The organism is Lacibacter cauensis (assembly GCF_007830055.1).
Lineage (GTDB): Bacteria > Bacteroidota > Bacteroidia > Chitinophagales > Chitinophagaceae > Lacibacter > Lacibacter cauensis.
The window spans coordinates 34429-59597 of the sequence record NZ_VLLE01000006.1 but is presented as its reverse complement, the minus strand read 5'-3'; the positions used below and the strand labels follow the sequence as shown (position 1 = coordinate 59597).

Here is a 25169-nt window from a genome sequence, read left to right as displayed (position 1 = left end):
ATATGTCAAAGAAAATAACACAGAAAGATATTAACGATGCAGTTTGGAAAGCTTGCGATACATTTCGTGGCAGCATTGACCCAAGCGTTTACAAAGATTATGTGCTAACCATGCTTTTTATCAAGTACCTCAGTGATGTACATGATGATAAAATGGAAACTTACCTGAAAAAGTACAACGGTGATGTTGAACGTGCAAAACGTGCCATGCAGCATGAGCGTTTTGTAGTTCCTGAGAACAGCCATTTCAAATATTTGTACAATAACCGCAACGAAACAAATATCGGTGAGCTAATTAATATTGCTTTGGTTGATTTGGAAGAAGCAAACAGGGAGAAGCTGTACAGTGAAGATGGTGCAGGTATTTTCCAGAACATTGATTTTAACAGCAGCAAACTGGGTGAACCAAAGGACAAAAATACAAGGCTGAAAAACCTGTTGCTTGATTTCAATAAAGATGCGCTTGATCTTCGTCCATCACATTTAGATGGTGTTGACATCATTGGGGGCGCTTATATGTTCCTCATTGAAAACTTTGCCAGTGATGCGGGCAAAAAAGCTGGTGAATTTTTTACGCCAAAGGAAGTATCAACCTTGCTGGCAAAACTCACAAAATCAAAACCGGGATCACGTATATGCGACCCTACCTGCGGGTCTGCTTCCTTACTTATTAAAGCTGGTGAGGAAGTAGGTTCAGATAATTTTTCATTGTATGGTCAGGAGGCAAACGGCAGCACCTGGGCTTTGGCTGTAATGAATATGTTCCTGCATGGCTTTGATAATGCTGTAATCCGCTGGGGTGATACAATACGCAACCCAAAACTGAAAGTGGGTGATGAACTGATGAAGTTTGATACAGTTGTTGCTAACCCTCCTTTCTCATTGGATAAATGGGGAAAGGTGGAAGACAAAGACGAAGAGAAGAAAACCGTTTCGTACGACCCGGAAACAGATCGTTATAACAGGTTTTGGCGTGGCGTACCACCAAAGAGCAAAGGTGATTGGGCTTTTATCAGCCACATGATTGAAACATTGAATGAGCAAGGAAAGGCAGGTGTGGTTGTGCCACATGGCGTATTGTTTCGTGGTGCAAGTGAGGGTAAAATAAGGCAGAAAACGATTGAAGAAAACCTGCTTGAAGCTGTAATTGGTTTGCCTGCTAACCTGTTTTTTGGAACAGGCATACCTGCGGCAATAATAATTTTCAATAAAGCCAAAGGCGATAACACCAACGTGATATTTATTGATGCAAGCCAAAGGTATGATAGCGGTAAAAATCAAAATAAACTCAACACAAAGCACATTGAAGATATTGTATCTACTTATCGAAAGTTTAATCAGGGGCAACTTCCGGCTGGTGTTGTTGAAGAAAGGTTTAGCTATGTTGCTACACTGGCAGAAATTAAAGACAACGATTTTAATTTGAATATACCTCGTTACGTAGATACGTTTGAAGAAGAACCGGAAGTTGATATTGAAGAAGTGCAACGTGAGATTAACCTGCTTGAAGAGGAATTGAAAAGCGTACAGGCTGAAATGGAAAAATACCTTAAACAAATAAAAACAATATAATATGCTAACAATTGAACAAAAGCAACAATTCAGTGATATTTTGGAAGAACTGGGTAAAACACTTGACATAACAGAAACCCAATATAATGCAGCAGTAACAAGTTATACGCATGTTGCAGAATGGCTATCGCAAAAAGATTCACCATTGGCAGATTACAGCCCGGAAATTTTGCCGCAAGGATCTTTTTTATTGCAAACAATGATAAAGCCCATCCACGAGGATGATGAACTTGATATTGACCTTGTATGTAAACTTGAAAAAGTAAGGCCAGGTTTAACACAGTATGGCCTAAAGCATATGGTAGGTGATCGGTTAAAATCAAACAAGATGCTTGAACGACTACTCAAGAAGCCTGATGGCAGAAGGTGTTGGACGTTACAGTACGCTGACTCAGCAAAATTTCACTTAGACGTTCTTCCTTCCGTGGTTGTTGCTGGATATAAAGCTATTCTTGAAAAAGCCTTTTCTAATAATGACTTTTCCGATGCTGAACGATTAGGTGTTAGAATTACAGATAATACATCACCCATTTACAGAACATCTTCTAATCTTCAAGAGTGGATGAAAAGCAATCCTTTTGGATATGCAATTTGGTTTCAGGAGCGTTCAAAAACTGCGCTTCAGGAGATTAGGCTGCTTAGCGAATCTATTCAGCCCGTACCAAACTATCAAACAAAGAAAATGCCTTTACAACGCATTGTACAAATCTTAAAAAGGCATCGAGACATGATGTTTAATGGCGATGATGATAAGCCAATTTCAATCATTATTACAACATTGGCTGCAAAAGCTTACGGAAGGGAAACAAATATTATTGAAGGACTAATCAATGTTGTAAACAATATGACAGACTTCATCGAAGATCGGTGGTCTGCAAGACATGGAAAGTCAATAAAATGGGTAGTAAATCCCGTTAATGAACAGGAAAACTTTGCTGACAAATGGGTAGAATATCCGCAAAGGCAAAAGAATTTCTATAGGTGGTTAGAGGAGTTGAAAAAGGATTTAAACAACGTACTCGGTCAAAAAGGAAGAGGGCAGCAATTTATCAGCGAATCAATGATTAAGCCTTTCGGTAAAGAAGCTGTTACGAAAACTTTCAGCAACTACGGTGCACAAAAATTTCAACAAAGAGAAAGTGGTATTCTGAAAATGGCTGCGGGAACTGGAACTATTGGTAATGTAGGAACAACGATAAAAGGACATAATTTTCATGGCAAGTAAGTTAAAACACCACAGTTTAAATATGGGTGTACAAGCGGGAAGGCTTCGATCTGTTTTTCCCAGTTCTACTATTCGTTTTTCGCAAAATGAATTAACGTGGGAAAGTAGCATAACCCCAACACCGTTGAGTAGTATTTATGAGGTCAAACTTCATTATGTAAGGGGTGAAAATCCGAACGTTTATGTGGTTGCTCCGAAGCTTATTCTATTTCCGGGAGAATCAACACTTCCTCATGTTTATGATACTGAGAAGCAATGGCTCTGCCTCTACTATAGAAAAGCAAAAGAATGGAACAGCAATATGCTCGTAGCAGACACCGTTGTGCCTTGGGCATGTGAATGGCTCTGTCACTATGAAATATGGCTTTGTACTGGCACATGGCAAGGTGGCGGTATACACAACGAAACCGGAGTTGAAAAACAAGCTGACAAACAAAAAGAAACAATAGATGAAGCAAGCAGCAGGAAAAAACAAAGTTGAAGAAGATAAAAAGACTTTTTATAATCTTTTGATTCCGGCTGATTGGGAAATTAGCACTGTTGGAGTAGCGTTTGAGATATGCAACAACTTAAGGTTTCCCATAAGCGAAGAGGAACGCAAGAAAATAAAAGGCATATATCCATACTATGGACCAACTAAGGTTCAGGACTATATTAATGAATATAGGTTAGATGGGAAATACGTCTTGATTGGTGAAGATGGCGATCATTTTTTAAAATGGAAAGAGTTGCCCATGACTCTTCTTGTTGAGGGAAAGTTTAATGTAAATAATCATGCTCATGTAATCAAAGGCTCTAAGAATATCACCGAATGGTTTTTTTATTATTTCAATCATAAGGAATTAACTCCATATCTAACAAGACAAGGAGCTGGAAGATATAAGCTAACCAAAAACTCGCTTGAGAACATCCCAATTCCACTTCCCCCAATATTTGAGCAAAAAGCTATTGCAGCCATTTTGGGTTCATGTGATCTTAATATAAAGATTGTTGAGCTGCTCATCGTTCAAAAAGAGCTCCGCAAAAAATGGCTCATAAAGCAATTGCTGACGGGGAAAAAACGCATTGAAGGTTTTGCAGAAGAGTGGAAGGAAGTACACATTCGTGATATAGCAAACGAAGTCAGTATTAGAAATAAAACTGATAAACAATTAACAGTGTTGTCTTGCACGAAATATAGCGGACTTGTTCCTTCGCTTGAATACTTTGGCAGAAGGATTTTTGCGGATGATGTTAGTCCTTACAAGATTGTACCTAAAAATCATTTTGCTTACGCTACAAACCATATTGAAGAAGGAAGTATTGGTTATCAGGAATCCTACGATGAGGCTTTGATAAGCCCAATGTACACTGTTTTTAAAACTGACAAATCTGTTAATGACCATTTCTTTTATAGACTGTTGAAATCTCACCCATTGGTTTATCAATATCAAAACAGAATGGAGGGATCGATTGATCGCAGGGGGGGACTACGTTGGGATGCTTTTTCCATTATTAAAATCCATCTACCATCGCTTGAAGAACAAGCCGCCATTGCCAAAATTTTGCTAATGGCAGATAAAGAAATATCACTTTTGAAGTCTAAGGTTGAGAAGCTGAGACAAAAGAAGAAAGGGTTGATGCAACAATTATTAACTGGTAAAACAAGAATTAAGTAATATGTCAGAATCTTTTAAAATATTGTCTATTGACGGAGGGGGTATAAGAGGTGTATTCCCTGCTATGCTTTTAGCCAATTATGAATCAGAACTTAAAGCCAAAGGAGTTGAGAAATGGCAAGTTTTTCAAAACTTTGATTTGATCTGCGGTACATCTACCGGAGGCATTATGGCTATTGCATTGGCATTAGGTATTCCTGCAAAAGAAATTTACGAACTCTACTTGAACAATGCACAAACTATTTTTGGAAAGAAAAAAGGCTTTCTAAAGCGCTTCAAATATGCTGCACATACACGTGACGAATTAGAAAAATTGGTAAAAGAAAAATATAAAGCATACCACAACGGAGAAGATGGAGAAGACCCAAGGTTAAAGCATTGTAAAACACATGTGGCAATTCCTATTTACGATTTAATGGAAGGCAGACCTTCGGTTTTAAAAAGTAAATACCATGAATCTTTTGTTAGGGATTATCATATTCCCGCCTATCAAGCAGCGCTGGCAACGTCTGCAGCTCCAACTTACTTTGATCCTTATTCCAGTTCTTACATTGATTTAAACGGACTTGAAAAGCCATTTCAAAACAAAGTGGATGGAGGTGTATTTGCTAATAACCCAACACTAAATGGAATCATTGAAGCCAAAAAGGCTTTCAATCTTGAGTTAAAGGACATATCGGTACTATCTATCGGAACTGGGCATCAACGATTTTGTGATGCCGGTTTAGATAAGAAGAAAAAGCATCGTGTCAAGTATGGCATTAAATATTGGATGCTTGAAGATGGTAAGAAAAGGTTGATTGATGTATTTATGCAGGGACAAACCCAACAAGTTCAAAACTTAATCAGCATTTTAAAAAATGGTATTGACAGAAGAGAACCAGATAACTTCGGATACATTCGTATAGATACTCAATTAGATGAAAGTTGTTTAATTGAAATGGATGAAACCGATAAGGATAAACTTAAAAAGCTTGCAGAAAAAGCAACAATAGAATTTCAAAATAATGCTACCAATATTATTAAGAGTTTTGGGAGTGGCAGTCGGTGGGCTGATACTCAAAAAACTGTTTAGCGATGAGGAAATAAAATATAATGATATGGCAAATACCCACAATCAATTTCTGAAATTTGAACAAGCAATTTCTCTTACACTTCCGAGGAAGAATAAACTAATTGCATCTCGTCAGGCATTACAAAGAAGAATTATAGAGTATTTCAAAACCAAAACGACTTTGCCTGTACCCAAGTTCTACATACAAGGTTCTTATAAAATGAAAACGATGGTAGTCAAAAAAGATGGCAGCTATGATGTAGACTTAGGTGTGTACTTTCTTACCAAGCCATCTGTTGAACCAATTACTTTACAAAAATATGTAGCTGATGCTGTGAAAGATCAAACAGTTTCAGGCATTGAACACAGAGATAAATGCATTAGGGTAATTTACAAAGGAGATTTTGATATAGACTTGCCAGTATATTACAAAACCTTATATGATAAACATCCCTTTCTTGCTACAAAAACAAAATGGCAAGAAAGCGATCCAAAGGAGCTATGTGATTGGTTTGAAAAACAACGCAAGGAAAAAGACAAAGGAGGGCAATTGCTTCGATTGGTCAAATATTTCAAAGCGTGGGCGGGACAAAGAAATAAAAGAATGCCAAGTGGCATTGCATTTTCCATTTGGGTAGCCACTTACTATAAAGCAAACCTAAGAGATGACATTGCATTTTATGAAACAGCAAAGGCAATCAGAAACTCATTTTTCTGGGAAACAATCAGTAGAAATCCTGCTACTCCAGGAGATGATTTTTTGGCAAAGTTAGATTACACACAGAAGTCAAATTTCAAAGAGGCATTCAACGTACTTATCAGGGATGCAGAAGAAGCATTGCAGCAGGACAGTCAATTAAAGGCTTCGAATATTTGGTTGCAACAATTTGGGGATAAATTTCCAATCATTTAATCATAACTCATGGGAAAACAAAAAGGCAATTTCTTAGGCAAGTTTAAAGAAGACGCAATATCTAATGGCGTTTATGATTTATTTAAATGGGTGTTGTCTTTTTTGATATTGTTGATTCCTACAAACTGGATTCCGGGTTTAAAAGATTTGCTATCGACTAAATATCTTTTATCCGTTTATTGGTTAATAATAGCTTCATTGATGTTCATTATTGTTACCGCATTAATAGTTGGTTTGGTGTTTAAACGAAAGCTTGTAAAAGTTCAAATGGATAACTATACAGACGAATTGACTGGTCTTAAAAATCATAAGGCGTTGAAAGATTTTTTAGATCAAAAAATCGAAGAATACAAGCGGAAAGACGAATCATTGTCGATAATTATATTGGATATTGATGATTTTAAAGCCTTTAATACCAAGTTTGGTTTTAGCACTGCTGATCAGATTCTCAAAAAAGTTGGGGAAATGTTAGGTAATGATAAAAGAGCAACTGACGAAACGTTTCGCTACTTTAATAGAGGGGACGAATTTTTAGTAGTTGCCAGTGATACAAATTTGAGCCAAGCAACACAAGCAGCAGAAAGAAAAAGAAAGTTAGTTGAAAAGGCAGTCTTTTCAGTAGATGACTCGAATCATCAATTAACTGTTTCATGCGGAGTAACAGCATACAAAAAAGAGGATGACTTAAAATCTTTTACAGACAGGGTTATTGAAGCTCTCAACGTAGCTAAAAAAGCAGAAGGAAAGAACTGTACAAAACCAATAGTGTAATGGACACACCAAGCTTTAAAGAAGATCATATAAGTCAGATACCAGCTTTGCAAATGTTGCAAAAGTTAGGATATACTTACATAACACCTGCGGAGGCAGACAGGCTACGTGGCAATAAATCAAGCAATGTAATACTTGAAGATATTTTGCGCAAGCAGTTGAAAGAAATCAACAGCATTAAAATCAGTGCTACTAAAACCAGCATTTTTACTGACGAAAATATTGAACGAGGTATTCTTGCTTTGAAAGATTTACCAATGAACGAAGGGTATATGTCGGCTTGTGAATCGGCTTACAATCTCCTTACATTAGGAAAGCCTTTAGAACAATCGATTGATGGTGATAAAAAGAGCTTTACCCTTCAATACGTTGACTGGAAAAACATATCTAACAACCTGTTTCATGTAACAGAAGAGTACAGTGTAATGCGTAGCACGAGTAAAGAGCATTACAGGCCGGATATTGTTTTGTTTGTAAATGGTATTCCGCTTTGCATTATTGAGTGTAAGCGGCCTGATATGAAAGAGCCGCTTAGTCAGGCAATCAGTCAGCAATTGCGTAGCCAGCAGGAAGATGGTATACGGAGTTTGTATGTGTACAGCCAGCTCTTATTAAGTATTGCCAAAGATTATGGCTTATATGGAACAAATGCAACTCCCGAAAAATTTTGGGCAAAATGGCAGGAGAAATTTGTGAACGCTGATGAGGAAAATGCATATTGCAGAAAGTTACTTGAACTCAAAAACAAACTGCTTGAAGCATCACACAAGGAAAAGTTGTTTTCCGACCGCTTTAAGTATGTGCAAGAGTATTTTGATGCGATGGAGCAAGAGGAAATTTTGCCAACTGTACAGGATGAATATTTGTTAAGCTTATGCAGCCCTTCTCGTTTAATGGAAATGGCTTTCAATTTTACGTTGTTTGATGATGGAGAAAAGAAAGTAGCAAGGTATCAACAGTATTTTGCTATCAAAAAATCAATGAACCGTATTCGTCAAATAGAGAACGGGAAAAGAAAAGGTGGTGTTGTTTGGCATACACAGGGAAGTGGTAAGTCGTTAACAATGGTGATGCTGGCACAGGCAATTGCAATGGAACCAACCATTAAAAACCCCAAAATTGTATTGGTAACAGACCGCACAGATTTAGATAGTCAGATCACCAATACTTTCCGGAAATGCGGCAAGTTTGTAGAAAATGCAACAACAGGCCAACGGTTGGTTGATTTATTGGAAAGCAAAAGCGATGCTATTGTGACAACCATTATCAACAAGTTTGTTGCTGCAATTAAGAAAATTGACCAGCCGCTTGACAGTTACGATATTTTTGTATTGGTTGATGAAGGACACAGAACGCAGCATGGAATTTTTAATATTGACATGCAGAAAACTTTACCCAATGCCTGTTTGATTGCTTTTACCGGAACTCCACTTTTTCATAAGCATAAAAGCACCGCAGAAAAGTTTGGGGGTATCATTGATTCTTACACTGTTGATGAAGCTGTAACAGATAAAGCTGTTGTGCCTCTTTTATATGAAGGAAGAATTGCCAAACAACAGGTAAATGAAAGCCCTATTGATACCTTCTTTGAAATGGTATCTGAACCTTTAACAGATTATCAAAAGGCCGATTTAAAAAATAAGTTCACAAGAGCCGACCAGTTAAACGGTGCAGAACAAAAGATATATGCAATTGCCTGGGATATTAGTCTGCATTTTAGAAATAACTGGAAAGGAACTCCATTTAAAGCACAATTGGTTTGCGATAAAAAGGTAAACGCAATTCGTTACAAAGAGTTTTTGGATGAAATAGGCATAGTATCAAGTGAAGTTTTGATTTCGCCATTGGATGACAGGGAGGGTGAAGATAGTGCTTATGCCAAATCATCAGAAAGGGAAAATAGGTTTTGGAGTAAGATGATGGAAGAGCATGGCAATCCTAAAACATATGAACGAAATCTCATCAGTCGGTTTAAAAATCAAAAAGACCCTGAAATAATTATTGTAGTTGATAAATTATTAACTGGGTTTGATGAGCCAAAGAATACTGTATTGTACCTCACAAGAAACCTGCAAGGTCATAAACTCTTACAGGCAATAGCGAGGGTAAACCGGATTTATCCTGATAAAGAGTTTGGGTACATTATTGATTACTACGGAGTGATTGAAGAGCTTGACAGTGCTTTAAAAATGTATTCTTCATTTGAAGAATTTGATAGCGAAGACTTAGCTGGGACTTTAATCAATATTACGGAAGAGGTAAAAAAACTGCCGCAGAAGCACTCAGAGCTTTGGGATATTTTTAAAACCATAAAAAACAAACGGGATGCTGAGGCATATCAATTGTTATTGAAGGATAAAGCAATAAGAGTTGTCTTTTATGATAAGCTTGCTTCCTTTGCTAAAAGCTTAAAACTTTCGCTTTCCTCAATTCAGTTCCATCGTAATGTTGATGAATCACTCATCAACAGATATAAAGAAGACTTATCAACGTTTATGAAGCTTCGTGTTGCTGTAATTGAACGGTACAGCGATGAAGTGAATTATAAACAATACGAAGGACAGATTCAGAAGTTGATTGACACCCATATTACAACAGAAAAAATTGAAGTGATTACTGAGTTAGTGAACATCTTTGATAAAGAAAAATTTCAACAGGAAGTAGAAAACACAACAGGTAAAGCTGCGAAAGCAGATAAAATTGCAAGCAGAACTGCAAAGCATATTACCGAAAAGATGGACGAAGACCCAGCCTTCTATAAAAAGTTTTCTCAAATGCTGAAAGAAACAATAGCAGACTATGAGGCAAAGCGATTAAGTGAAGCTCAGTTCTTGAGTAAGGTTGAAGAGATCATGAATAATGTACTGGCGCATACAGATAGTGAAATACCGGAGGTACTACATGATAAAGATGTTGCGAAAGCTTTCTATGGTTTAACACTGGAAGCTTTGGACGATAAGTTACAGGATGACATTATCAAACGGGAAATTTCTACACAGGCCGCTTTACAAATTGATGAAATGATTCAGAAGGCTGTCTTAGAAAAAGGAAAGCCTGTTGTAGATTGGCAGGATAAGACAAATATAACGGGCAAGCTTCTTATTGATATTGGTGATTACCTCATTGATGAAGTTAGAGACAAGTACAACATTGATTTGTCGTTCGGTGAAATGGATACTATTGCAGGTAGATGTATTGATGTTGCCAAACTCCGTTATAAGTAATGACCTCACATATTCAATTTGGCTCAAAGCGCATTGATTTTACACTCGCTTATTCAAACAGAAAGTCGCTTGGCATTACTGTGACCCCTGAAATGGAAGTTGTGGTAAAAGCTCCGGTTGATACTCCGGTTGAGAAGGTGAAGGAAAAGCTGTCAAAAAAAGCACCGTGGGTTATCAAACAACTAAGTTTCTTCCTGTCATTCCAGCCTAAAACCCCAGTGCGAAAATTTGTAAGTGGAGAAACCCACCTATACATGGGAAGGCAATATCGTTTGAAGCAAGTAAACGGAGGTGTTGAATCTGTAAAGCTAAAAGGGAAATTCATTGAGGTTACAACCCTTGACAAAGCAAGAGTAAAAAAGTTGATGAAGGAATGGTATTTGGAAAATTCCAAAGTGAAGTTTGATTTAATCGCCCGTCCTTTGATTGAGCGTTTCAAAAAATACAAAGTTGCACCAACGTCCATTCAGTTAAGAGATATGCCTACCCGCTGGGGAAGTTGCACCCCAAAGGGAAAGATCATACTTAACCCCGAATTGATTAAAGCTCCCAAAGGCTGCATTGAGTATGTTATCATCCATGAGCTTTGCCATTTAATACACCATGACCATACACAACGGTTTATTGATTTACAAACGAAAGAGATGAAGGATTGGGAGAAATGGAAAGAAAAGCTGGAAAAGATGTTGGCTTAAGGGCTTCAATATTATTACAAAAATACTTAGTTGGCATTGTTTTTAGAACCCAAGATTAATCTTATCTAAATAAGGTTCTAACATTTCTGCATTGGTGCTGGCAAAGCTCCTAAAAGCCCGCCGCACTTTATACTCCTTGTGCCATTCTTCTTCTACATAAAATGCATCAATCTGGTAAAGCTTATAGCGGTTAACATCGTCTTCCCTTTCGGCAACCTGCACACCATTATCCCAAATAGCTTCCAGTTGTTCCATTTCATCTAGATTATTGAATTGATAAAGTGTCATAGGAAAGTAGTTGTATTATTGAGAAATTGAGTATAATGCAAAATACCGGAAATTTCGAAAAAGAGAGAAGCTGTTTGAACTACTTCGATTTCGGTTTGGCTTTTTTTGCCTTTTTGGCAGGTGTTGATGTTTCCGCTACTTCAGCATCGGAGATGTTATCATAAATAGAAAAGAAATCAGCAGGAGGTAATTTGTGAAGCCTTCGATTATTGCTACAATAGTGGTGTGTTGCGGATCTTTTTTGCCAGAAGTTATTTTCTGTATGATTGAATACTCTACATCACATGCGGCAGCTAACTTCCTTAAACTTGTTACCAGGTTAGGGTTGTTCTTGGTTTTGTTTTTGGCGATGATTTTGTTTATACAAATGCCAAGTTTGAATTTAGCTTCTTGTTTTTGCTTTGAATCCATTTGCAGTATTAAGCTAATGCGAAAGTTTATTTTCTTCTGGCACTAAACTAATAACCACAACCTAATCATGATTCTTTACCGGGACTTTACTAATTACTACATAATTAGGCTCACCCTTTCTATCTTTCGGATTTCGTGTTATTTTTAGTTTAGCACGAATGACATCGTTTTTAAGTGGTTTCGGTGGAAGTAAATCGGCAGGGTTACACTTAAGTGCTTTTGCAAGTAGATTTATATGCCTTATATTGTATTTAGCTCTTTGCTTTGGATTCTCAATTTTACTTACTGCACCCTCAGCAAGGTTTAACGCAATTGATAATTTCAATTGTGACATTCTTCTTGCAACTCGCAGTTCTCTCGCTTTATTAATGATATACAGATCGATTTCTGCTATCTCAATCTCAATAATTTCCTCCTTACTTTTCATAACAGCAAGGAATCCAATTGTCAAACCCTAAACACATCCACATGTGGATGTTATGTTGTTTTTTTTCTTATTTTTAATGTGTTATTTGATTTTTTATAGTCAACCTATAAAGTCAAAACATATTTTTGCGAATTACTTCATAACTAATTGAAGCTTTCGCTTGGAGTCTCGTCTTGAAACCTCGGAAATTTTAAGACCACGGGATGATAAGCAAGAGCTCACGTTTAGGCGTGGGCTCCCTTATTCGTGGTCGGGCTCTCCGAGGGCCTCAAGACGGTAAGTGGAGACCTGCGCCGTTTTTTTGCAGTAACCATTGGTGGCTCCAATTCACCTTTTATGCTGCAAATAGTTGAAGGCCGGGCCTGTTTATACTGCACCTCAATACGCCTCCTTGTTTCAACAGGGAGATGAACTTGCTTTATCTTATTTCTATCATGAGTTTCTTCCAGCCCTTTCGCTCTATGCCAATAAATGGATTGAGGATTTTTCTATTGCAGAAGAAATTTCTTCAGGTGCTTTCTTAAAAGCCTGGAAAATGCACGAAAAGCTCGATAGTTATAATGCAATACGTGCCTACCTGTATAAAATTGTGTACCGTGATGCCATGCATTACCTGCGTAAAGAAAAACGCCGCAACAGTGTAGAGGAAGCTGTAGCTGTACCCGATATTTCATTTAACAGCCCTTACGATCACTTAATACGCACAGAAACCTACCGACTTATCCACTCCGCTTTAAAAGAACTTACTCCCGGCAGCCAGCGGGTTATTAAAATGTATTACCTGGAAGGCAAATCAAGTGTTGAAATTGCTGAAGAACTAAATGTAACACCCGGTACAGTAAGAAATCAGAAGAAGCAGGGGCTGGCTATGCTAAGGGAAAAAATTAAGGAGAATTTCTTATTCCATATTTGGTCATTTTTCATTTTTTTATACTCCGCATAGCAGTAATATATACTTTAACAAGAAGCATTTAGAAAACAAGGCATGTCTTTTTTAATATTACTGATAAATCCTCATTTTGACTTCTAAACCTTATTATTCTATAACATAAATATTATTTAGATTTGAGGGTATTAACCTGAAAATTCACATTAGACCTATCAAAACATGACAACCGTTAGCAAAAAAATTACTACCAACTCCAGAGTAATTAAAGACCTTCTAACAAAGTATAGTGACACCTTCGCAGCATTGAAAGAGTTAATTAATAATTCTCTTCAAGCTATGTCTAAAAATATTGAGATCGAAATACAGTATACTAATGATTTACTTATCAGATCTGGAATTACGAAAATTGTCATCTTGGATGATGGTCATGGCGTTTCTTATTCAGATTTTGATAATCGGATTTTAGAAATTGGAACAACCGCAAAGAAGAGCGGTCAGGGTATTGGTCGGTTTAGTTCGTTTCAAATTGGCGAGTTAATGCATATTGAAACTGCGGCTTACGATAATATCAAAAAGCAATATTCAAAAACCAATTTCAGCATTGATACTACTGATTTTCGTGATGCACAATTAGAACAAACAGAATTTAAAGTAGATTATGAGTACTTTTCTCTGCCCATAGATTCATATTATAAGGTTACAATCGAAAACTTACATCATAACATTAATCACAAACCGGCTAGAAAAAACCTGATAACACAAAACTTTCTTCCTCAAAATATTTCTCAATCAATTTTTGAAAATTATCCTTATGAAATATTTCATGACAAAGTAAAGTTTCATGTTAATGGTGATTTAATTAAACGTGAAGACTTTTTGATTGATTTGCCGATAAAAAAGTCTATAAATTATATTGATAAAAAAGGAGCAAATCATGATATCAGATTCTACTTTTATAATATACGATCTTCTCTCAATAAGGTAAAAGTATTTTTCCAAATTGATAACTCTGGAATAAAAAGTGTCGCACATGAGTATACGTACTCTTCAGATTGGTATACACCTGATCTTGGTACTTGGTTTATATATGTGGAATCTGATTTCTTTAATAGTGATTTGTTCAGAAATCTAGATATTGAATCATTAGGTGAAGAAGAAGTAAAAGGTATTAAAGAGAATGTTAAGGAAATAATCAACGATTTTTTCAAATCACGTAATAAGAAATTTGAAAAGTTTTTATCAGACCTAGAAAAAGATAGGTATTATCCATATAAAGAAGAATTACCTCCTTCCAAAGCTCAGGAAATAATATTCAAAAAGGCTGCATACCTTATTGAGGAACAGCATGAGCTAATAAAAAAGAACGACTCTATTAGGACTTTTTTATATCCTCTTTTAGATAAGGCTATTTCAAACGGGGATGTCGAATATATTTTTCGAAAAATTCTAAAAATGTCTGATGATAATGTCCAGAAATTCCGGTCGTTACTTGAGAAAACTGACATTGAAGATGTTGTTCATTTTGCAAATCTAGTTTCAGATAAACTGGAATTTCTGAATTTTTTGCATGAGTTGACATATGGTGATATTTCTGCTTATTTAAAGGAAAGAAGTCAATTACATAAAATTATCGAAAATGAATTATGGGTTTTTGGAGAAAATTATAACGGGACCCCTCAGCTGTGGTCTGATAAGAAAATCGGAAATATCCTAAAAGAGATAAGAGAAAAGTATTTCAATTATGAGCCTTCAGTCGATGATGGGAATTTGATTACAAAAGAAGGAACTCCGGATGACATTACTGATCTGTTCTTTTTTAATGAAAAAGTAAATGATTCTGATGAAAGAGAAATTATGGTTGTAGAATTAAAATCACCTAAATGTGCAATAGGTGAAAAAGAACTAAATCAGATTGACAGGTATGCATTTACTATAGAAGAAAATTCAGGTTTGCCATCAAATAAAGTAAAGTATAAGCTCTTATTAATTTCTTCAAAGCTTACAAAATTCGCCAAATCAAAAGTTAGATCACGTAGAACAAGTTTCCCGGAGCATCCTTTTCTGTATGATAAAAAACTTGAAAAAAATGTTGAAGTATACGTAATGGAATGGGCAGAACTAATTGAGCAAAACAAAAGAAAATTGGGATATTTATCTAACCAACTAAAAGTCAAAGACAAATCGGTTAATGAAAAATTCGAGACCGAATACGCCGAGTTAATAACTGAGAAAATTTCTGCACAACTTAGACTCGTCAAATAGTTATAGACAAATTGTATACATCTACCGAAACTCCGAATTTGAATTTTCCCGAAAAAAAGTAGGAAATTTTATACGTTTTTCTTTCCAGCTTCCTTCTTATTAAAAGTCTGAGTAACTTAATAGCATGAAAGAAAACCCATACAGCGATATGGAACAGCTGGCCTATCGCATTGCTTACCTTATTGCCGGTTACATTCGCAACACGCTTACCAAACAGGAACATCTTGAACTGGACGACTGGGTAAACCAAAGCGACCATAACATGCAATTGTTTGAAGACCTGACGGATGAAGAAAACATTAAGGCAAACCTTGCACGTATGGACCTTGTGTTGATAGACCAACGTTGGAAGGAAGTGAATAACAATCTTGTACAGGCGGAAGTAAAATTCATGCGAAAACAAAAAAGAGCGGTATGGTCAATGGCGGCTGCAATCGCTATTATTATTGCAGGTTCAGTATTGCTTTTACAATTCATGAAAAACAAACCAGAGCAAACCAATATAGCTAATGCTGATACCCTGCAACTGTTACCGGGCGGTAATAATGCTACGCTTACGCTTGCCGATGGTTCGGTAATTGATCTTTCAACAGCTAAGAATGGATTAATCGATAGCAACTTAGTTTCTCATGCCAACAAACCGGCTGATGGAGAGTTAGTGTATGAAGCAAAAAACAACGGCCCCGTTTCAGCCCTTCATGCACTCTCCACACCGGTGGGTGGTCAATATAAAATTGTACTGGCTGATGGCAGCAAAGTATGGCTTAATGCGTCTACAACACTGCGGTATCCTGTTGCTTTTGCGGGTAGCGAACGTAGGGTAGAGGTTAGTGGCGAAGCGTATTTTGAAATTGCAAAAAATGAACGTCAACCATTTCGTGTTGTGTTACCCGATAGTTCTGTCGTAACTGTAACGGGTACACAGTTTAACGTAATGTGCTATGATAATACAAAGCAAAACGAAGTATCGCTGGTTGAAGGTCATGTATCTGTTTATCATAAAGGCAGAATACAATATCTTGAACCGGGCACACAGGCTGTTGTTAGTGGCGAAGGATTGTCAAAAAACAGTACTGTGGATATAGAGTCAATTACAGGGTGGAAGAATGGCTTATTTGTTTTTCACGATGCTTCGATTGAAAAGGTGATGACACAAATAGAAAGATGGTATGGCGCAAAGATTATTTACGAATCAAAAACAAAAAAATTACTGAATGCAGAAATATTACGGAGCGAACCTTTACCCAAGCTGCTCAAGCTGCTGGAATTAAACGGTTACGTTCATTTTAAAATTGAAAACAAAACCATTTATGTATTACCCTGACGATTAAACCAACCAACGGTTAATACAAACAAAAAACCGGAAGTGTTACGAGCACCTCCGGCGGACGTTTGGGTTAACCCTGTTATCAATTGAGGCTGTCAACCGAATTTCAGAAACCCAAACATTACAAAACTATGCAATTAACTATTGCAGGATACTGCTGTAAAAAATTTCTAACCATGAAACTCATATGCGTGCTGACGATAGTGGCCTGTATGCAGGTTTCGGCAGGCAGTTTTGCGCAAACTGTATCAGCTTCGTTTAACCATTCACCTATTGAAAAAGTCTTTAAGGAAATTACCCGCCAAACTGGCTATTCGTTTATTTTCCAGCGAAACCAGTTAGAACAAACAAGCCCTGTAACACTTACTGTTAAGAACGAACAACTGGAGCAGGTTCTTCGCAAGTGTTTCGAAAAGCAGCCGCTTACATTTACCATCGTTGATAAATACATCGTTGTACAAACAAAACCTGTTGTTGCAGCTGCTCCGGTATTACCAACGAGTACGGCAATTACAGTTTCCGGCAAGGTAATGAATGAAACAGGTGAGGCATTGATTGGCGCAACGGTTGCGGCAAAAAAATCGGGCATCGCAACTTCTACTAATGATAAGGGCGAATTTTCTTTAAGCGGTGTGCAAGAAAACGATCTACTTATTTTCTCCAGTATAGGCTATATAAAAAAAGAAATACCCGTAGGAAAAGGGTTGTATTATGTTGTAAAACTGGCTATTGCTGTTGAAATACTAGATGAAACAATAGTTATTGCTTACGGCTCAACAACACAACGCTACAATACAGGCAGCGTATCAAAAATAAAAGGAGAGGAGATCGCCAAACAACCGGTATCAAATCCGCTGGCTGCTCTGGCAGGCAGGGTGCCGGGTTTAGTTGTTACACAAACAAGTGGTGTGCCGGGCTCAGCTTTTAATATAGAGATCAGGGGAAGAAGTTCGCTGGATGCTGCACTTTCAAGAAATGACCCTCTGTTTATTATCGATGGCGTACCCTTTGAGCCGGGAAATCTGGCTTCTAATCAGATTGTATCGGCAGTTAATAAACCGTTTTCTACAAACCTCGGAGGCATCAGTCCGTTTAATACAATTAATCCACTGGATATTGAAAGTATTGAGGTATTAAAAGATGCTGATGCAACAGCTATTTATGGAAGCCGTGGTGCAAACGGTGTAATACTCATTACTACCAAAAAAGGAAAATCAGGTAAATCAAAACTGAGTGTGAATGTGAACACCGGCTGGAGTAAAGTAGCCCGCACCATGCGCATGCTGAATACAACTGAGTATTTGCAAATGCGCAGAGAAGCCTTTGCAAATGACGGTTACACAGCACAGGTTACAGTCCCGTTTGCAAATGGCTATGCACCGGATTTGCTCATACTCGATACAACTATTTATACTGATTTTAAAAAACTGCTGATTGGAAATACGGCACAGGCTACAAACGCAGAAATAAACTTTTCGGGAGGTTCAGGCAATACGTTTTTCTCTATTGGTGGAGCATACCACAAAGAGACAAATGTGTTTTCAAAAGCGTTAACTGATCAACGTGCTTCGTTACATTTCAATATCAATCATAAATCTGCGGATAAAAAGTTTGAAACAAATTTCTCAGGCTTTTACTCTGCTGAAAAAAATCAATTGATTCAGAAAGATCTTACACAGTTTATCAATCTTCCTCCAAATTTTACTTTATATGATTCTCTCGGGAAACCTGCATGGTTGCAGAAAGGTATTCCGTTTAATTATATCAATCTTGGGTTGCCCGGTATTCCTTCAGCAGAATTACTAAAGACCTATCTCACAAAAAATGATAATGCACTTGCCAGCCTGCAACTGGTATACAGGATCGCACCGCAGCTTACATTCCGGATAAATGCAGGGTTTAATAAGTTTATAACAGATGAAGTGGCTACTACACCAAGAGCATCACTGGATCCTTCAACAAGTCAACTCGCCTCTTCAAAATTTGGTTATAGCACTTCGCAAAGCTGGAATATTGACCCGCAACTGGAGTATGGAACAGCTTTTGGTAAAGGGAAATTCAATCTGTTGTTAGGATCAACATTGCAGGACCGCACTACGAAAAGTTCTTTTGTGAATGCACAGAACTATACCAGCGATTTATTATTGAACTCAATGGGAGCGGCAGGCATACTTACCGGAACAAATAATTCGGCACAATACAGGTACACTGCAATATTCGGAAGGGTGAATTATAATTTATCAGGCAGGTATATCATTAATCTGTCTGCAAGACGGGATGGTTCAAGCCGGTTTGGAACTGAAAACAGGTTCGCCAATTTCGGGGCGATTGGTGCGGCATGGATTTTCTCAAACGAATCATTTTTCAAAGAAAAGTTTCAGTTCATCAGTTTTGGGAAAATAAGAGCAAGTGCAGGTATTACCGGTAACGATCAGATCGGTAATTACAAATACCTCGATTTATGGAATTCAACAACGATACCTTACCAGGGAATTCCGGGTTTACAGCCTGGCAGTTTGTTCAACCCGAATTACGAATGGGAAAAAACAAATAAGCTGGAAGCTGCACTTGAATTGGGTTTATGGAAGGACCGATTACTATTTTCAGTTGCAGGTTACCGAAACCGTTCCAGCAATCAATTGATCAATTATCAATTACCTGATCAAACAGGATTTACAGGAGTGATACGAAATCTTCCGGCCTTGGTGCAGAACAGCGGTGTAGAAATCGTACTCACAAGCAAGAACATTTCTGCTAAAAGTTTTTCATGGACAAGTTCATTTAATATAACCTTACCCAAGAACAAACTCATTTCTTTTCCTGGTTTGAGCAGCTCCAGTTATCGGACACAGTTTAAAGAAGGGCTTCCTCTTAATAGCATTTACAAAGCCAAATACCTTGGTATAGATCCGCTCACAGGTAATTATATCGTTGAAGATTTTAATCGTGACGGATTGATCCGTTTTCCTGCAGATTATCAGTTTTTGGGAACAACCGATCCTGTATTCTATGGTGGCTTGCAAAACAGTTTTGAGTACAAACAATTTAGTGTTTCCTTTTTCTTCGAGTATCGTAAACAAACAGGTAGAAATTTTCTTGCTTACATCGACAGGAATCCGCCAGGAATAGCATTGAATCAACCGGAGATTGTTCTGGATAGGTGGCAGAAATCGGGCGATCATGCACAGGTTCAGAAATATACCAGCCGCTTTTCTGGAGGAGCAACTGCAAACGGTGCGAATTACTTATCGAACTCAGACGGAATATACAGTGATGCATCGTTCATGCGGTTAAAAAATATTGCATTGTCTTATTTCTTTTCGGCTGATTTGCTACGCAAGCTGCATATCGAAACAAGCAGGGTGTACATCAATGCACAGAACTTATTTCTGATCACAAAGTATAAAGGATCCGATCCCGAAACACAGGATATATCTGTGCTTCCGCCATTAAAAACAATTGTTGCAGGTGTTCATTTCACATTTTAAATTCTATTCGATGTATACAAAATATAACACAATCGATAAATTTTTACGGAGCATAATTGCATTGCTGCAGATCCTACTTGTTACATCCTGTTCAAAGCTGATTGAAGTTGAACCGCCAGTAACGCAATTGGAAACAAGAAAGATTTTTCAAAACGATCAATCTGCCATTGCTGCAGTTACTGGTTTATACAGACAGTTGTTGCTAACCAGTTCAACAATTACCAATGGTGGCTTAACACGTTTTTGTGGACTATCGGCAGATGAACTGATTAATACCACCAGCCCTGATACGGACGATGAATTTAGATTGAATAATATACAAGTGAGGAATGGAAGTATTTCCGGATCATTATGGCAAATGGCGTATAAAAATATTTATCATGCAAATGCTATTTTGGAAGGGTTAGAGAATGCAGGTATTTCGGAACCGTTAAAAAGGCAATTAAAAGGTGAGGCTCTGGTTGTACGCTCTCTCAACTATTTTTATCTTATCAACCTGTTTGGAGATGTACCGTTAGTACTTAGCACCGACTTTCGTCTAAATCAATCGATGGCCCGACTAAGTGTGCTAAATGTATATGATAGGGTTACAACCGATCTGCTTGAAGCAAAAGGGTTACTAACGGCTGCTTATCCAGGTTCTGCTCGGGTACGGCCAAATAAGTTTACTGCAACAGCATTACTTGCAAGAGTTTATCTGTATCGACAGGATTGGATGAATGCAGAAAAGCAATCATCAGAGATTATAAATTCGGGAATGTATACATTGCCTGCGGAACTGAATAATTGCTTTCTGTCCAATTCAACCGAAACTATCTGGTCATTAATTCAGGACAGAAGTAATACTTCAGAAGGGCAAATGTTCATTCCGGCATTTTCATTTTTGAAACCTCCCTTTATTGTAACAGATACATTATATCGTTCATTTGAATCGAATGATTTGCGTAAAAGCAAATGGCTGGCTTCAACTGTAATCAATGGGATGGCTGCCTACTATCCGCTGAAATATAAAAAAGGTGCTGATTTTTCCAGCACTCCTCCCGTACCAACAGAGTACTATGTTGTGTTCCGTTTAGCAGAACAATACCTAATTCGTGCTGAAGCGAATGCCCAACTGGGAAATTTTGCTGCAGGCAAGGCAGATCTCAATGTTATCCGGCAACGTGCAGGCTTAAACGGAACAACAGCAAACAATAAAGATGAATTATTACTTGGAATCGAGAAAGAACGACAGCTCGAACTGTTTGCTGAATGGGGACACCGTTGGTTCGATTTAAAGCGATCAGATAGAATAAACAGTGTATTAGGAGGTTTGAAAACAACAAATTGGCAAGCGACTGATGTGCTTTATCCAATTCCATTTGACCAGATACTGTTGAATCCGTCTTTAACTCAAAATGCCGGTTACTGATTTTACAGCAAATCCTTTTCAATAATTCTTAAATAAATAAACGTGAAGCGATTAGTCATACTAATGCTGGCTATTACTGTTGCCATAACTCAGGCAAATACACAGCAACTTCAGCCAGGTGATAAGTTGCCGGATCTTGTTTTTCAGGATGTACTCAATTACCCATTTGATTACCTGAGCTTAAATGATTTTAAAGAGAAGATTCTGATCATCGATTTCTGGAATACAAGATGTGTGGCTTGTTTTAAAGCGTTTCCTAAACTTGATTCATTAAAGCAATATTTTGGAGATAGAGTAGAAGTAGTACTTGTGAATAGTGAGAGCAAAGAATATACACAGGATTTTTTCAAGAAACGTCCATCCCTTTACAAGCCGAGGCTTCCGATGATCACGGATGGCAACAGACTTTCTGATCTGTTTCCGGTTGATGGATACCCTTATTCTGCTTGGATTAAAAATGGTGTTGTAAAATACTATTCGGGTACACATGCTATAACAAAAGAAACAATTAATCGGTTTTTAAATGGAAACGATATGGTATTTCGTGATCCAACATTGATAAAATTCACATCATCTGTTGATATTCACAACTATGACTATTTTTCATCGATTTCCCGTTGCTCAGACTCGATTAATGTTGGAAGTACCGAAGCAGTTAAAGTAAAGCAAGGTACAGCAGTTGCGATAGCCAGCAACTGCTATTCAATTAGAAATTTATACTGTAAAGCGTATGGAGAAAATGGCAAATACAATTTCAATAAAAAATACAATGTTGTTTTAGACGTGATTGATAGGTTTAAATATGAGTACCCGGTTCAGAGCGATTCATTGGACCAATGGATGCGAGATTACGCTTATAGCTATGAATTGTTACTGCCTAAAGAGAAGACAGCGAAGGCTTACTCGATAATGCAGCAGGATCTTGCCCGGTATTTTAATTTAAACGCAAGTGTGGAATTAGTAAATATGGATGTTCTAGTACTTCGCAAACGAAACGGAGTAATGAAACTTAATACAAAGAAAATTATGGCGTCCGGTGATTCTGTTATACAATTCAACCAAATTCCATTTGATCAGTTTGGAAGAGAGTTAGCTGTTAGAATCGAACAGACGTTACCTATTTTCATTGAAGCATTTCAAACAGAACCTGTCACCTGCGCTATCAGATACCAATCCCTTTACCCATTAAAAATAGTTAATCTAAGGAAGGATCTGTCTGAAGCGGGATTTGAATTAATTGTAGACAAGCGAGATGTACCCGTGCTTTTTTTACGTGAAAGACTACAAACAAAGCAACCGCATTAATGCGGTTGCTTTGCACTAAAGTTTTAGTTTTTAAGGGTCTGTACATCACCACTTTGACTTGTTGGCAATGAAGGCTGGGAAATGAAACCACGCAGGCAATGAGCGGTCGATCCGGTACAGCCGTCATTCGCATTTGCGTAACTAAGAGTTACCTGGCCTCCGAATTGAACAGGTGTTCCAGCCTGGATAACACCATTTTCATCTACCATGTAAAAGTAATAGATGTCGTCAGCGGCTTTCTTTTCATCTGTTGTAAAAGAGCTGAATCCAATTGCTGCCACAACAGCAATAATACCTAAGAGATACTTTTTCATACACTTATTATTTTGTTGAGAAATTGCTGCCTACTTTTTTATACAGGTGTTCGGCTATTCCTGTTTATTGCAATAAAGCGTTGATTCGATTTCGAAAGCCACCAGGCTGTAAAAGCGATTACCAGCAATACGATATTTAAGATCAAGTGTTCTGTCCAGTTTAAATTATTGAATATTCCTCCGCAGGAGCACGGTAGATTGGGAGTAAAAAAAATCATGTATGCGAGATAGAAAGTAAATGTAGCCATCAAGGATGTAGATATAAGTAATCCTAACTTTCTCGTAAATGGCATTAATAAAATAAGCGAAACAATTAGTTCAATAACTGGTAGAAACCATGCAATAAATGAGGAAGCAAATGATAGAAGAGGTGATTTTGATAGTACTACACGAAAAGCTGAATAGTCCATCAGTTTATTAACTCCGGTGTAAACAAACAAGAAAATAAACAGAGCAACGTTTGATTCAATGAATACAATTTGTAGTGTTTCTTTCTTCATAGTGCTGCTGATTTAATTGCACTATAAAGATCATAATAAGGTTTGTGATATTTTGATCAAATAGGTTTGCCGACTGGCTTACAAATTTTGCGAAAAGGATTATTGCCTTCTGAGCGAACCTGGTGTATATCCAAATCTTCTTCTAAAAGCAGTTATGAAATTCGTCGTAAGCGGATAACCAACAATTGAAGCAATGTCTTTAATTGGTTTATTAGTTGTAAGAATGAGCATTCTTGCATGTTCCATTTTTCGATTCGTTAACCACTCAAAAATTCCCGAATCAAAGTATTTTCTGAAACCTTTCTTTAATTTTAATTCATTGAGGGCTACTTTTTTTGCCAGGCTCCGGATGGTAGGAGGCTTTTTGCCTAAATGTTCTTCAAGTATATTCCTTGCTTCATGAATCCGTGCCGTTTCAAATGCAGTAAAAGAAAGTTCTTCTGGCTTTGTTGCAAATGCTTTTTCCAATAAGTGAAATAGCAGTTCACGTACTTTTAAATTAAGATAGAAATTTCTGGAAGAATCGCTGTATGGGCTTTCCAGTATATGATTATAAATTTCTTTTACTTTCGGAAATGTCCAGTTTGCTTTATGTGGTAAGAAAACTACAGCGGATCTTTGCAAAAATTGGGTAAGTTGAGGAAAAACACGGCTTAGTTCGTTAATAAGTGTAGTAGAATAAAAAATATCCAACAGACAGAATTCCTGATGCTTTTCGAATGAAGCAGAACATTCAGCTGGGGGAGTGAGGTAACAGCTGTATTGATCCTTTCGTACATGAAATTTCCCTGAGTTTCCGATTTCTTTAAACATGCCGTTTTTAAGCATAAAACTGCTGTAACAGCCACTTCTCTGTATCCAGTCAAATGATTTAACTTTTTGAAGTAATGTTCCTATGCTTAAGCGAATTACAAAATCTTCATAAGCAATTACCTGAATTGTTAAATCTGTAACAGCTGTTTTTGATGTAAAGGCAATAGCGTCTTTAAGCACAGGTCCCGTGAAACTTTCTGAGTAACCGGGAAGCATCTCAATGAACTCTCCATTGGTTAATAGTAATTTCATGCAGGTTAGTTTAAGTAAAAAAAAGTCAAATTAAAGTTTAGTTACTCTTAGCATACTCTACTACTTCAAATTTAATATTTTTGAGTCAACATCTGACGTAGAAAATCAACACCAAAGAATAAGGAAACCCAGTTAGTTTCTTTAAGACTTTGGCAGAAGTGCCGTTGCTAAAACGAATAATAACACCACCTCATGCAGGTTTCAAAATCTGATTCCTGAGTTTTACATACTTTGACAATATCGTAGCCATGACAATTAACCTGATCTATTAGCAATATTTAAACGCACAATAATATTGAGTTTGTTATTATCATTGTATTACTTCAAATGCGTAGTTAATTTAATTTACATATTGACTTGTTAAACTAATT

At 37.2% G+C, this 25169-nt stretch carries 21 protein-coding genes; 15 read left to right on the top strand and 6 right to left on the bottom strand.

All coding sequences use genetic code 11. The features are described from left to right. Positions 1-2: 2 nt before the first annotated feature. The 9 genes from IQ13_RS16880 to IQ13_RS16840 are packed head-to-tail and all read left to right on the top strand — an operon-like array spanning position 3 to position 11111. Positions 3-1571, top strand: coding sequence for a type I restriction-modification system subunit M (locus IQ13_RS16880; protein WP_144887820.1), 1569 nt, complete (start codon positions 3-5; stop codon positions 1569-1571). Position 1572: 1 nt separating this feature from the next. Then, positions 1573-2796: a nucleotidyltransferase domain-containing protein gene (locus tag IQ13_RS16875; RefSeq protein ID WP_144887819.1), complete on the top strand. Its 1224-nt coding sequence runs from the start codon at positions 1573-1575 to the stop codon at positions 2794-2796. After that, positions 2786-3277 (top strand): type II CBASS E2 protein, encoded by a 492-nt coding sequence (locus IQ13_RS16870; protein ID WP_199758300.1) that lies wholly within the window; start codon positions 2786-2788, stop codon positions 3275-3277. Before IQ13_RS16875 ends, IQ13_RS16870 begins: the two co-directional genes overlap by 11 nt. After that, positions 3246-4454, top strand: coding sequence for a restriction endonuclease subunit S (locus IQ13_RS16865; RefSeq protein WP_144887818.1), 1209 nt, complete (start codon positions 3246-3248; stop codon positions 4452-4454). The genes IQ13_RS16870 and IQ13_RS16865 overlap by 32 nt, the downstream gene beginning before the upstream one ends. Before the next feature lies 1 nt (position 4455). Beyond that, positions 4456-5529 carry a CBASS cGAMP-activated phospholipase gene (locus IQ13_RS16860; RefSeq protein WP_144887817.1) on the top strand — a complete coding sequence of 358 codons (1074 nt, stop codon included), beginning with the start codon at positions 4456-4458 and terminating at the stop codon, positions 5527-5529. After that, complete coding sequence (locus tag IQ13_RS16855) at positions 5462-6421, top strand: CBASS cGAMP synthase (protein ID WP_144887816.1); 960 nt, start codon at positions 5462-5464, stop codon at positions 6419-6421. Before IQ13_RS16860 ends, IQ13_RS16855 begins: the two co-directional genes overlap by 68 nt. Positions 6422-6430: 9 nt before the next feature. After that, complete coding sequence (locus tag IQ13_RS16850; RefSeq protein WP_144887815.1) at positions 6431-7192, top strand: GGDEF domain-containing protein; 762 nt, start codon at positions 6431-6433, stop codon at positions 7190-7192. Next, positions 7192-10416, top strand: a complete 3225-nt coding sequence (locus IQ13_RS16845) for a type I restriction endonuclease subunit R (protein WP_144887814.1) — start codon at positions 7192-7194, stop codon at positions 10414-10416. Before IQ13_RS16850 ends, IQ13_RS16845 begins: the two co-directional genes overlap by 1 nt. Beyond that, positions 10416-11111, top strand: a complete 696-nt coding sequence (locus tag IQ13_RS16840; protein ID WP_144887813.1) for a M48 family metallopeptidase — start codon at positions 10416-10418, stop codon at positions 11109-11111. The genes IQ13_RS16845 and IQ13_RS16840 overlap by 1 nt, the downstream gene beginning before the upstream one ends. 42 nt (positions 11112-11153) lie before the next feature. Here IQ13_RS16840 and IQ13_RS16835 read toward each other — a convergent pair whose 3' ends face one another. The 3 genes from IQ13_RS16835 to IQ13_RS16825 all read right to left on the bottom strand — a co-directional run bounded on the left by IQ13_RS16835 (position 11154) and on the right by IQ13_RS16825 (position 12237). Further along, complete coding sequence (locus IQ13_RS16835; protein WP_144887812.1) at positions 11154-11366, bottom strand: hypothetical protein; 213 nt, start codon at positions 11364-11366, stop codon at positions 11154-11156. A gap of 168 nt (positions 11367-11534) precedes the next feature. Further along, positions 11535-11810, bottom strand: coding sequence for a hypothetical protein (locus IQ13_RS16830; protein ID WP_144887811.1), 276 nt, complete (start codon positions 11808-11810; stop codon positions 11535-11537). A gap of 61 nt (positions 11811-11871) precedes the next feature. Beyond that, positions 11872-12237, bottom strand: coding sequence for a helix-turn-helix domain-containing protein (locus IQ13_RS16825; RefSeq protein ID WP_144887810.1), 366 nt, complete (start codon positions 12235-12237; stop codon positions 11872-11874). Positions 12238-12628: 391 nt separating this feature from the next. Between IQ13_RS16825 and IQ13_RS16820 the strand changes: the two genes are divergently transcribed. The 6 genes from IQ13_RS16820 (at position 12629) to IQ13_RS16795 (ending at position 22919) form a co-directional block, all read left to right on the top strand. Continuing rightward, on the top strand, positions 12629-13180 hold the full coding sequence (locus tag IQ13_RS16820; RefSeq protein ID WP_158637427.1) for an RNA polymerase sigma factor: 552 nt from the start codon (positions 12629-12631) through the stop codon (positions 13178-13180). A 165-nt stretch (positions 13181-13345) separates the two neighbouring features. Continuing rightward, the gene (locus IQ13_RS16815) at positions 13346-15388 is read left to right on the top strand and encodes an ATP-binding protein (RefSeq protein ID WP_144887808.1); all 2043 of its coding nucleotides are present in this window, start codon (positions 13346-13348) and stop codon (positions 15386-15388) included. Between the two features lie 124 nt (positions 15389-15512). After that, positions 15513-16712, top strand: coding sequence for a FecR family protein (locus IQ13_RS16810; RefSeq protein WP_144887807.1), 1200 nt, complete (start codon positions 15513-15515; stop codon positions 16710-16712). 179 nt (positions 16713-16891) lie between these two features. Next, positions 16892-20203: a SusC/RagA family TonB-linked outer membrane protein gene (locus IQ13_RS16805; protein ID WP_158637426.1), complete on the top strand. Its 3312-nt coding sequence runs from the start codon at positions 16892-16894 to the stop codon at positions 20201-20203. A 199-nt stretch (positions 20204-20402) separates the two neighbouring features. Next, a complete protein-coding gene (locus tag IQ13_RS16800) occupies positions 20403-21614 on the top strand; it encodes a RagB/SusD family nutrient uptake outer membrane protein (protein WP_158637425.1) in 1212 nt (403 codons plus the stop codon). Positions 21615-21656: 42 nt separating this feature from the next. Further along, positions 21657-22919 carry a TlpA family protein disulfide reductase gene (locus IQ13_RS16795; RefSeq protein ID WP_144887804.1) on the top strand — a complete coding sequence of 421 codons (1263 nt, stop codon included), beginning with the start codon at positions 21657-21659 and terminating at the stop codon, positions 22917-22919. A 23-nt stretch (positions 22920-22942) separates the two neighbouring features. Here IQ13_RS16795 and IQ13_RS16790 read toward each other — a convergent pair whose 3' ends face one another. The 3 genes from IQ13_RS16790 to IQ13_RS16780 all read right to left on the bottom strand — a co-directional run bounded on the left by IQ13_RS16790 (position 22943) and on the right by IQ13_RS16780 (position 24798). Continuing rightward, positions 22943-23233 carry a DUF6520 family protein gene (locus tag IQ13_RS16790; RefSeq protein WP_144887803.1) on the bottom strand — a complete coding sequence of 97 codons (291 nt, stop codon included), beginning with the start codon at positions 23231-23233 and terminating at the stop codon, positions 22943-22945. 38 nt (positions 23234-23271) lie between these two features. After that, positions 23272-23733 (bottom strand): MauE/DoxX family redox-associated membrane protein, encoded by a 462-nt coding sequence (locus IQ13_RS21730; protein WP_144887802.1) that lies wholly within the window; start codon positions 23731-23733, stop codon positions 23272-23274. Positions 23734-23832: 99 nt separating this feature from the next. Further along, complete coding sequence (locus tag IQ13_RS16780) at positions 23833-24798, bottom strand: helix-turn-helix transcriptional regulator (RefSeq protein ID WP_144887801.1); 966 nt, start codon at positions 24796-24798, stop codon at positions 23833-23835. Between the last annotated feature and the right edge of the window lie 371 nt (positions 24799-25169).

What these genes read in the sequence shown, in the direction of transcription:
- IQ13_RS16830 (WP_144887811.1), bottom strand. Translation starts at nt 11,810, where the DNA reads ATGGATTCAAAGCAAAAACAAGAAGCTAAATTCAAACTTGGCATTTGT.
- IQ13_RS16870 (WP_199758300.1), top strand. Translation starts at nt 2,786, where the DNA reads ATGGCAAGTAAGTTAAAACACCACAGTTTAAATATGGGTGTACAAGCG.
- IQ13_RS16780 (WP_144887801.1), bottom strand. Translation starts at nt 24,798, where the DNA reads ATGAAATTACTATTAACCAATGGAGAGTTCATTGAGATGCTTCCCGGT.
- IQ13_RS16855 (WP_144887816.1), top strand. Translation starts at nt 5,462, where the DNA reads ATGCTACCAATATTATTAAGAGTTTTGGGAGTGGCAGTCGGTGGGCTG.
- IQ13_RS16835 (WP_144887812.1), bottom strand. Translation starts at nt 11,366, where the DNA reads ATGGAACAACTGGAAGCTATTTGGGATAATGGTGTGCAGGTTGCCGAA.
- IQ13_RS16880 (WP_144887820.1), top strand. Translation starts at nt 3, where the DNA reads ATGTCAAAGAAAATAACACAGAAAGATATTAACGATGCAGTTTGGAAA.
- IQ13_RS16840 (WP_144887813.1), top strand. Translation starts at nt 10,416, where the DNA reads ATGACCTCACATATTCAATTTGGCTCAAAGCGCATTGATTTTACACTC.
- IQ13_RS16825 (WP_144887810.1), bottom strand. Translation starts at nt 12,237, where the DNA reads ATGAAAAGTAAGGAGGAAATTATTGAGATTGAGATAGCAGAAATCGAT.
- IQ13_RS16790 (WP_144887803.1), bottom strand. Translation starts at nt 23,233, where the DNA reads ATGAAAAAGTATCTCTTAGGTATTATTGCTGTTGTGGCAGCAATTGGA.
- IQ13_RS16860 (WP_144887817.1), top strand. Translation starts at nt 4,456, where the DNA reads ATGTCAGAATCTTTTAAAATATTGTCTATTGACGGAGGGGGTATAAGA.
- IQ13_RS16810 (WP_144887807.1), top strand. Translation starts at nt 15,513, where the DNA reads ATGAAAGAAAACCCATACAGCGATATGGAACAGCTGGCCTATCGCATT.
- IQ13_RS16875 (WP_144887819.1), top strand. Translation starts at nt 1,573, where the DNA reads ATGCTAACAATTGAACAAAAGCAACAATTCAGTGATATTTTGGAAGAA.
- IQ13_RS16850 (WP_144887815.1), top strand. Translation starts at nt 6,431, where the DNA reads ATGGGAAAACAAAAAGGCAATTTCTTAGGCAAGTTTAAAGAAGACGCA.
- IQ13_RS21730 (WP_144887802.1), bottom strand. Translation starts at nt 23,733, where the DNA reads ATGAAGAAAGAAACACTACAAATTGTATTCATTGAATCAAACGTTGCT.
- IQ13_RS16845 (WP_144887814.1), top strand. Translation starts at nt 7,192, where the DNA reads ATGGACACACCAAGCTTTAAAGAAGATCATATAAGTCAGATACCAGCT.
- IQ13_RS16865 (WP_144887818.1), top strand. Translation starts at nt 3,246, where the DNA reads ATGAAGCAAGCAGCAGGAAAAAACAAAGTTGAAGAAGATAAAAAGACT.
- IQ13_RS16815 (WP_144887808.1), top strand. Translation starts at nt 13,346, where the DNA reads ATGACAACCGTTAGCAAAAAAATTACTACCAACTCCAGAGTAATTAAA.
- IQ13_RS16805 (WP_158637426.1), top strand. Translation starts at nt 16,892, where the DNA reads ATGAAACTCATATGCGTGCTGACGATAGTGGCCTGTATGCAGGTTTCG.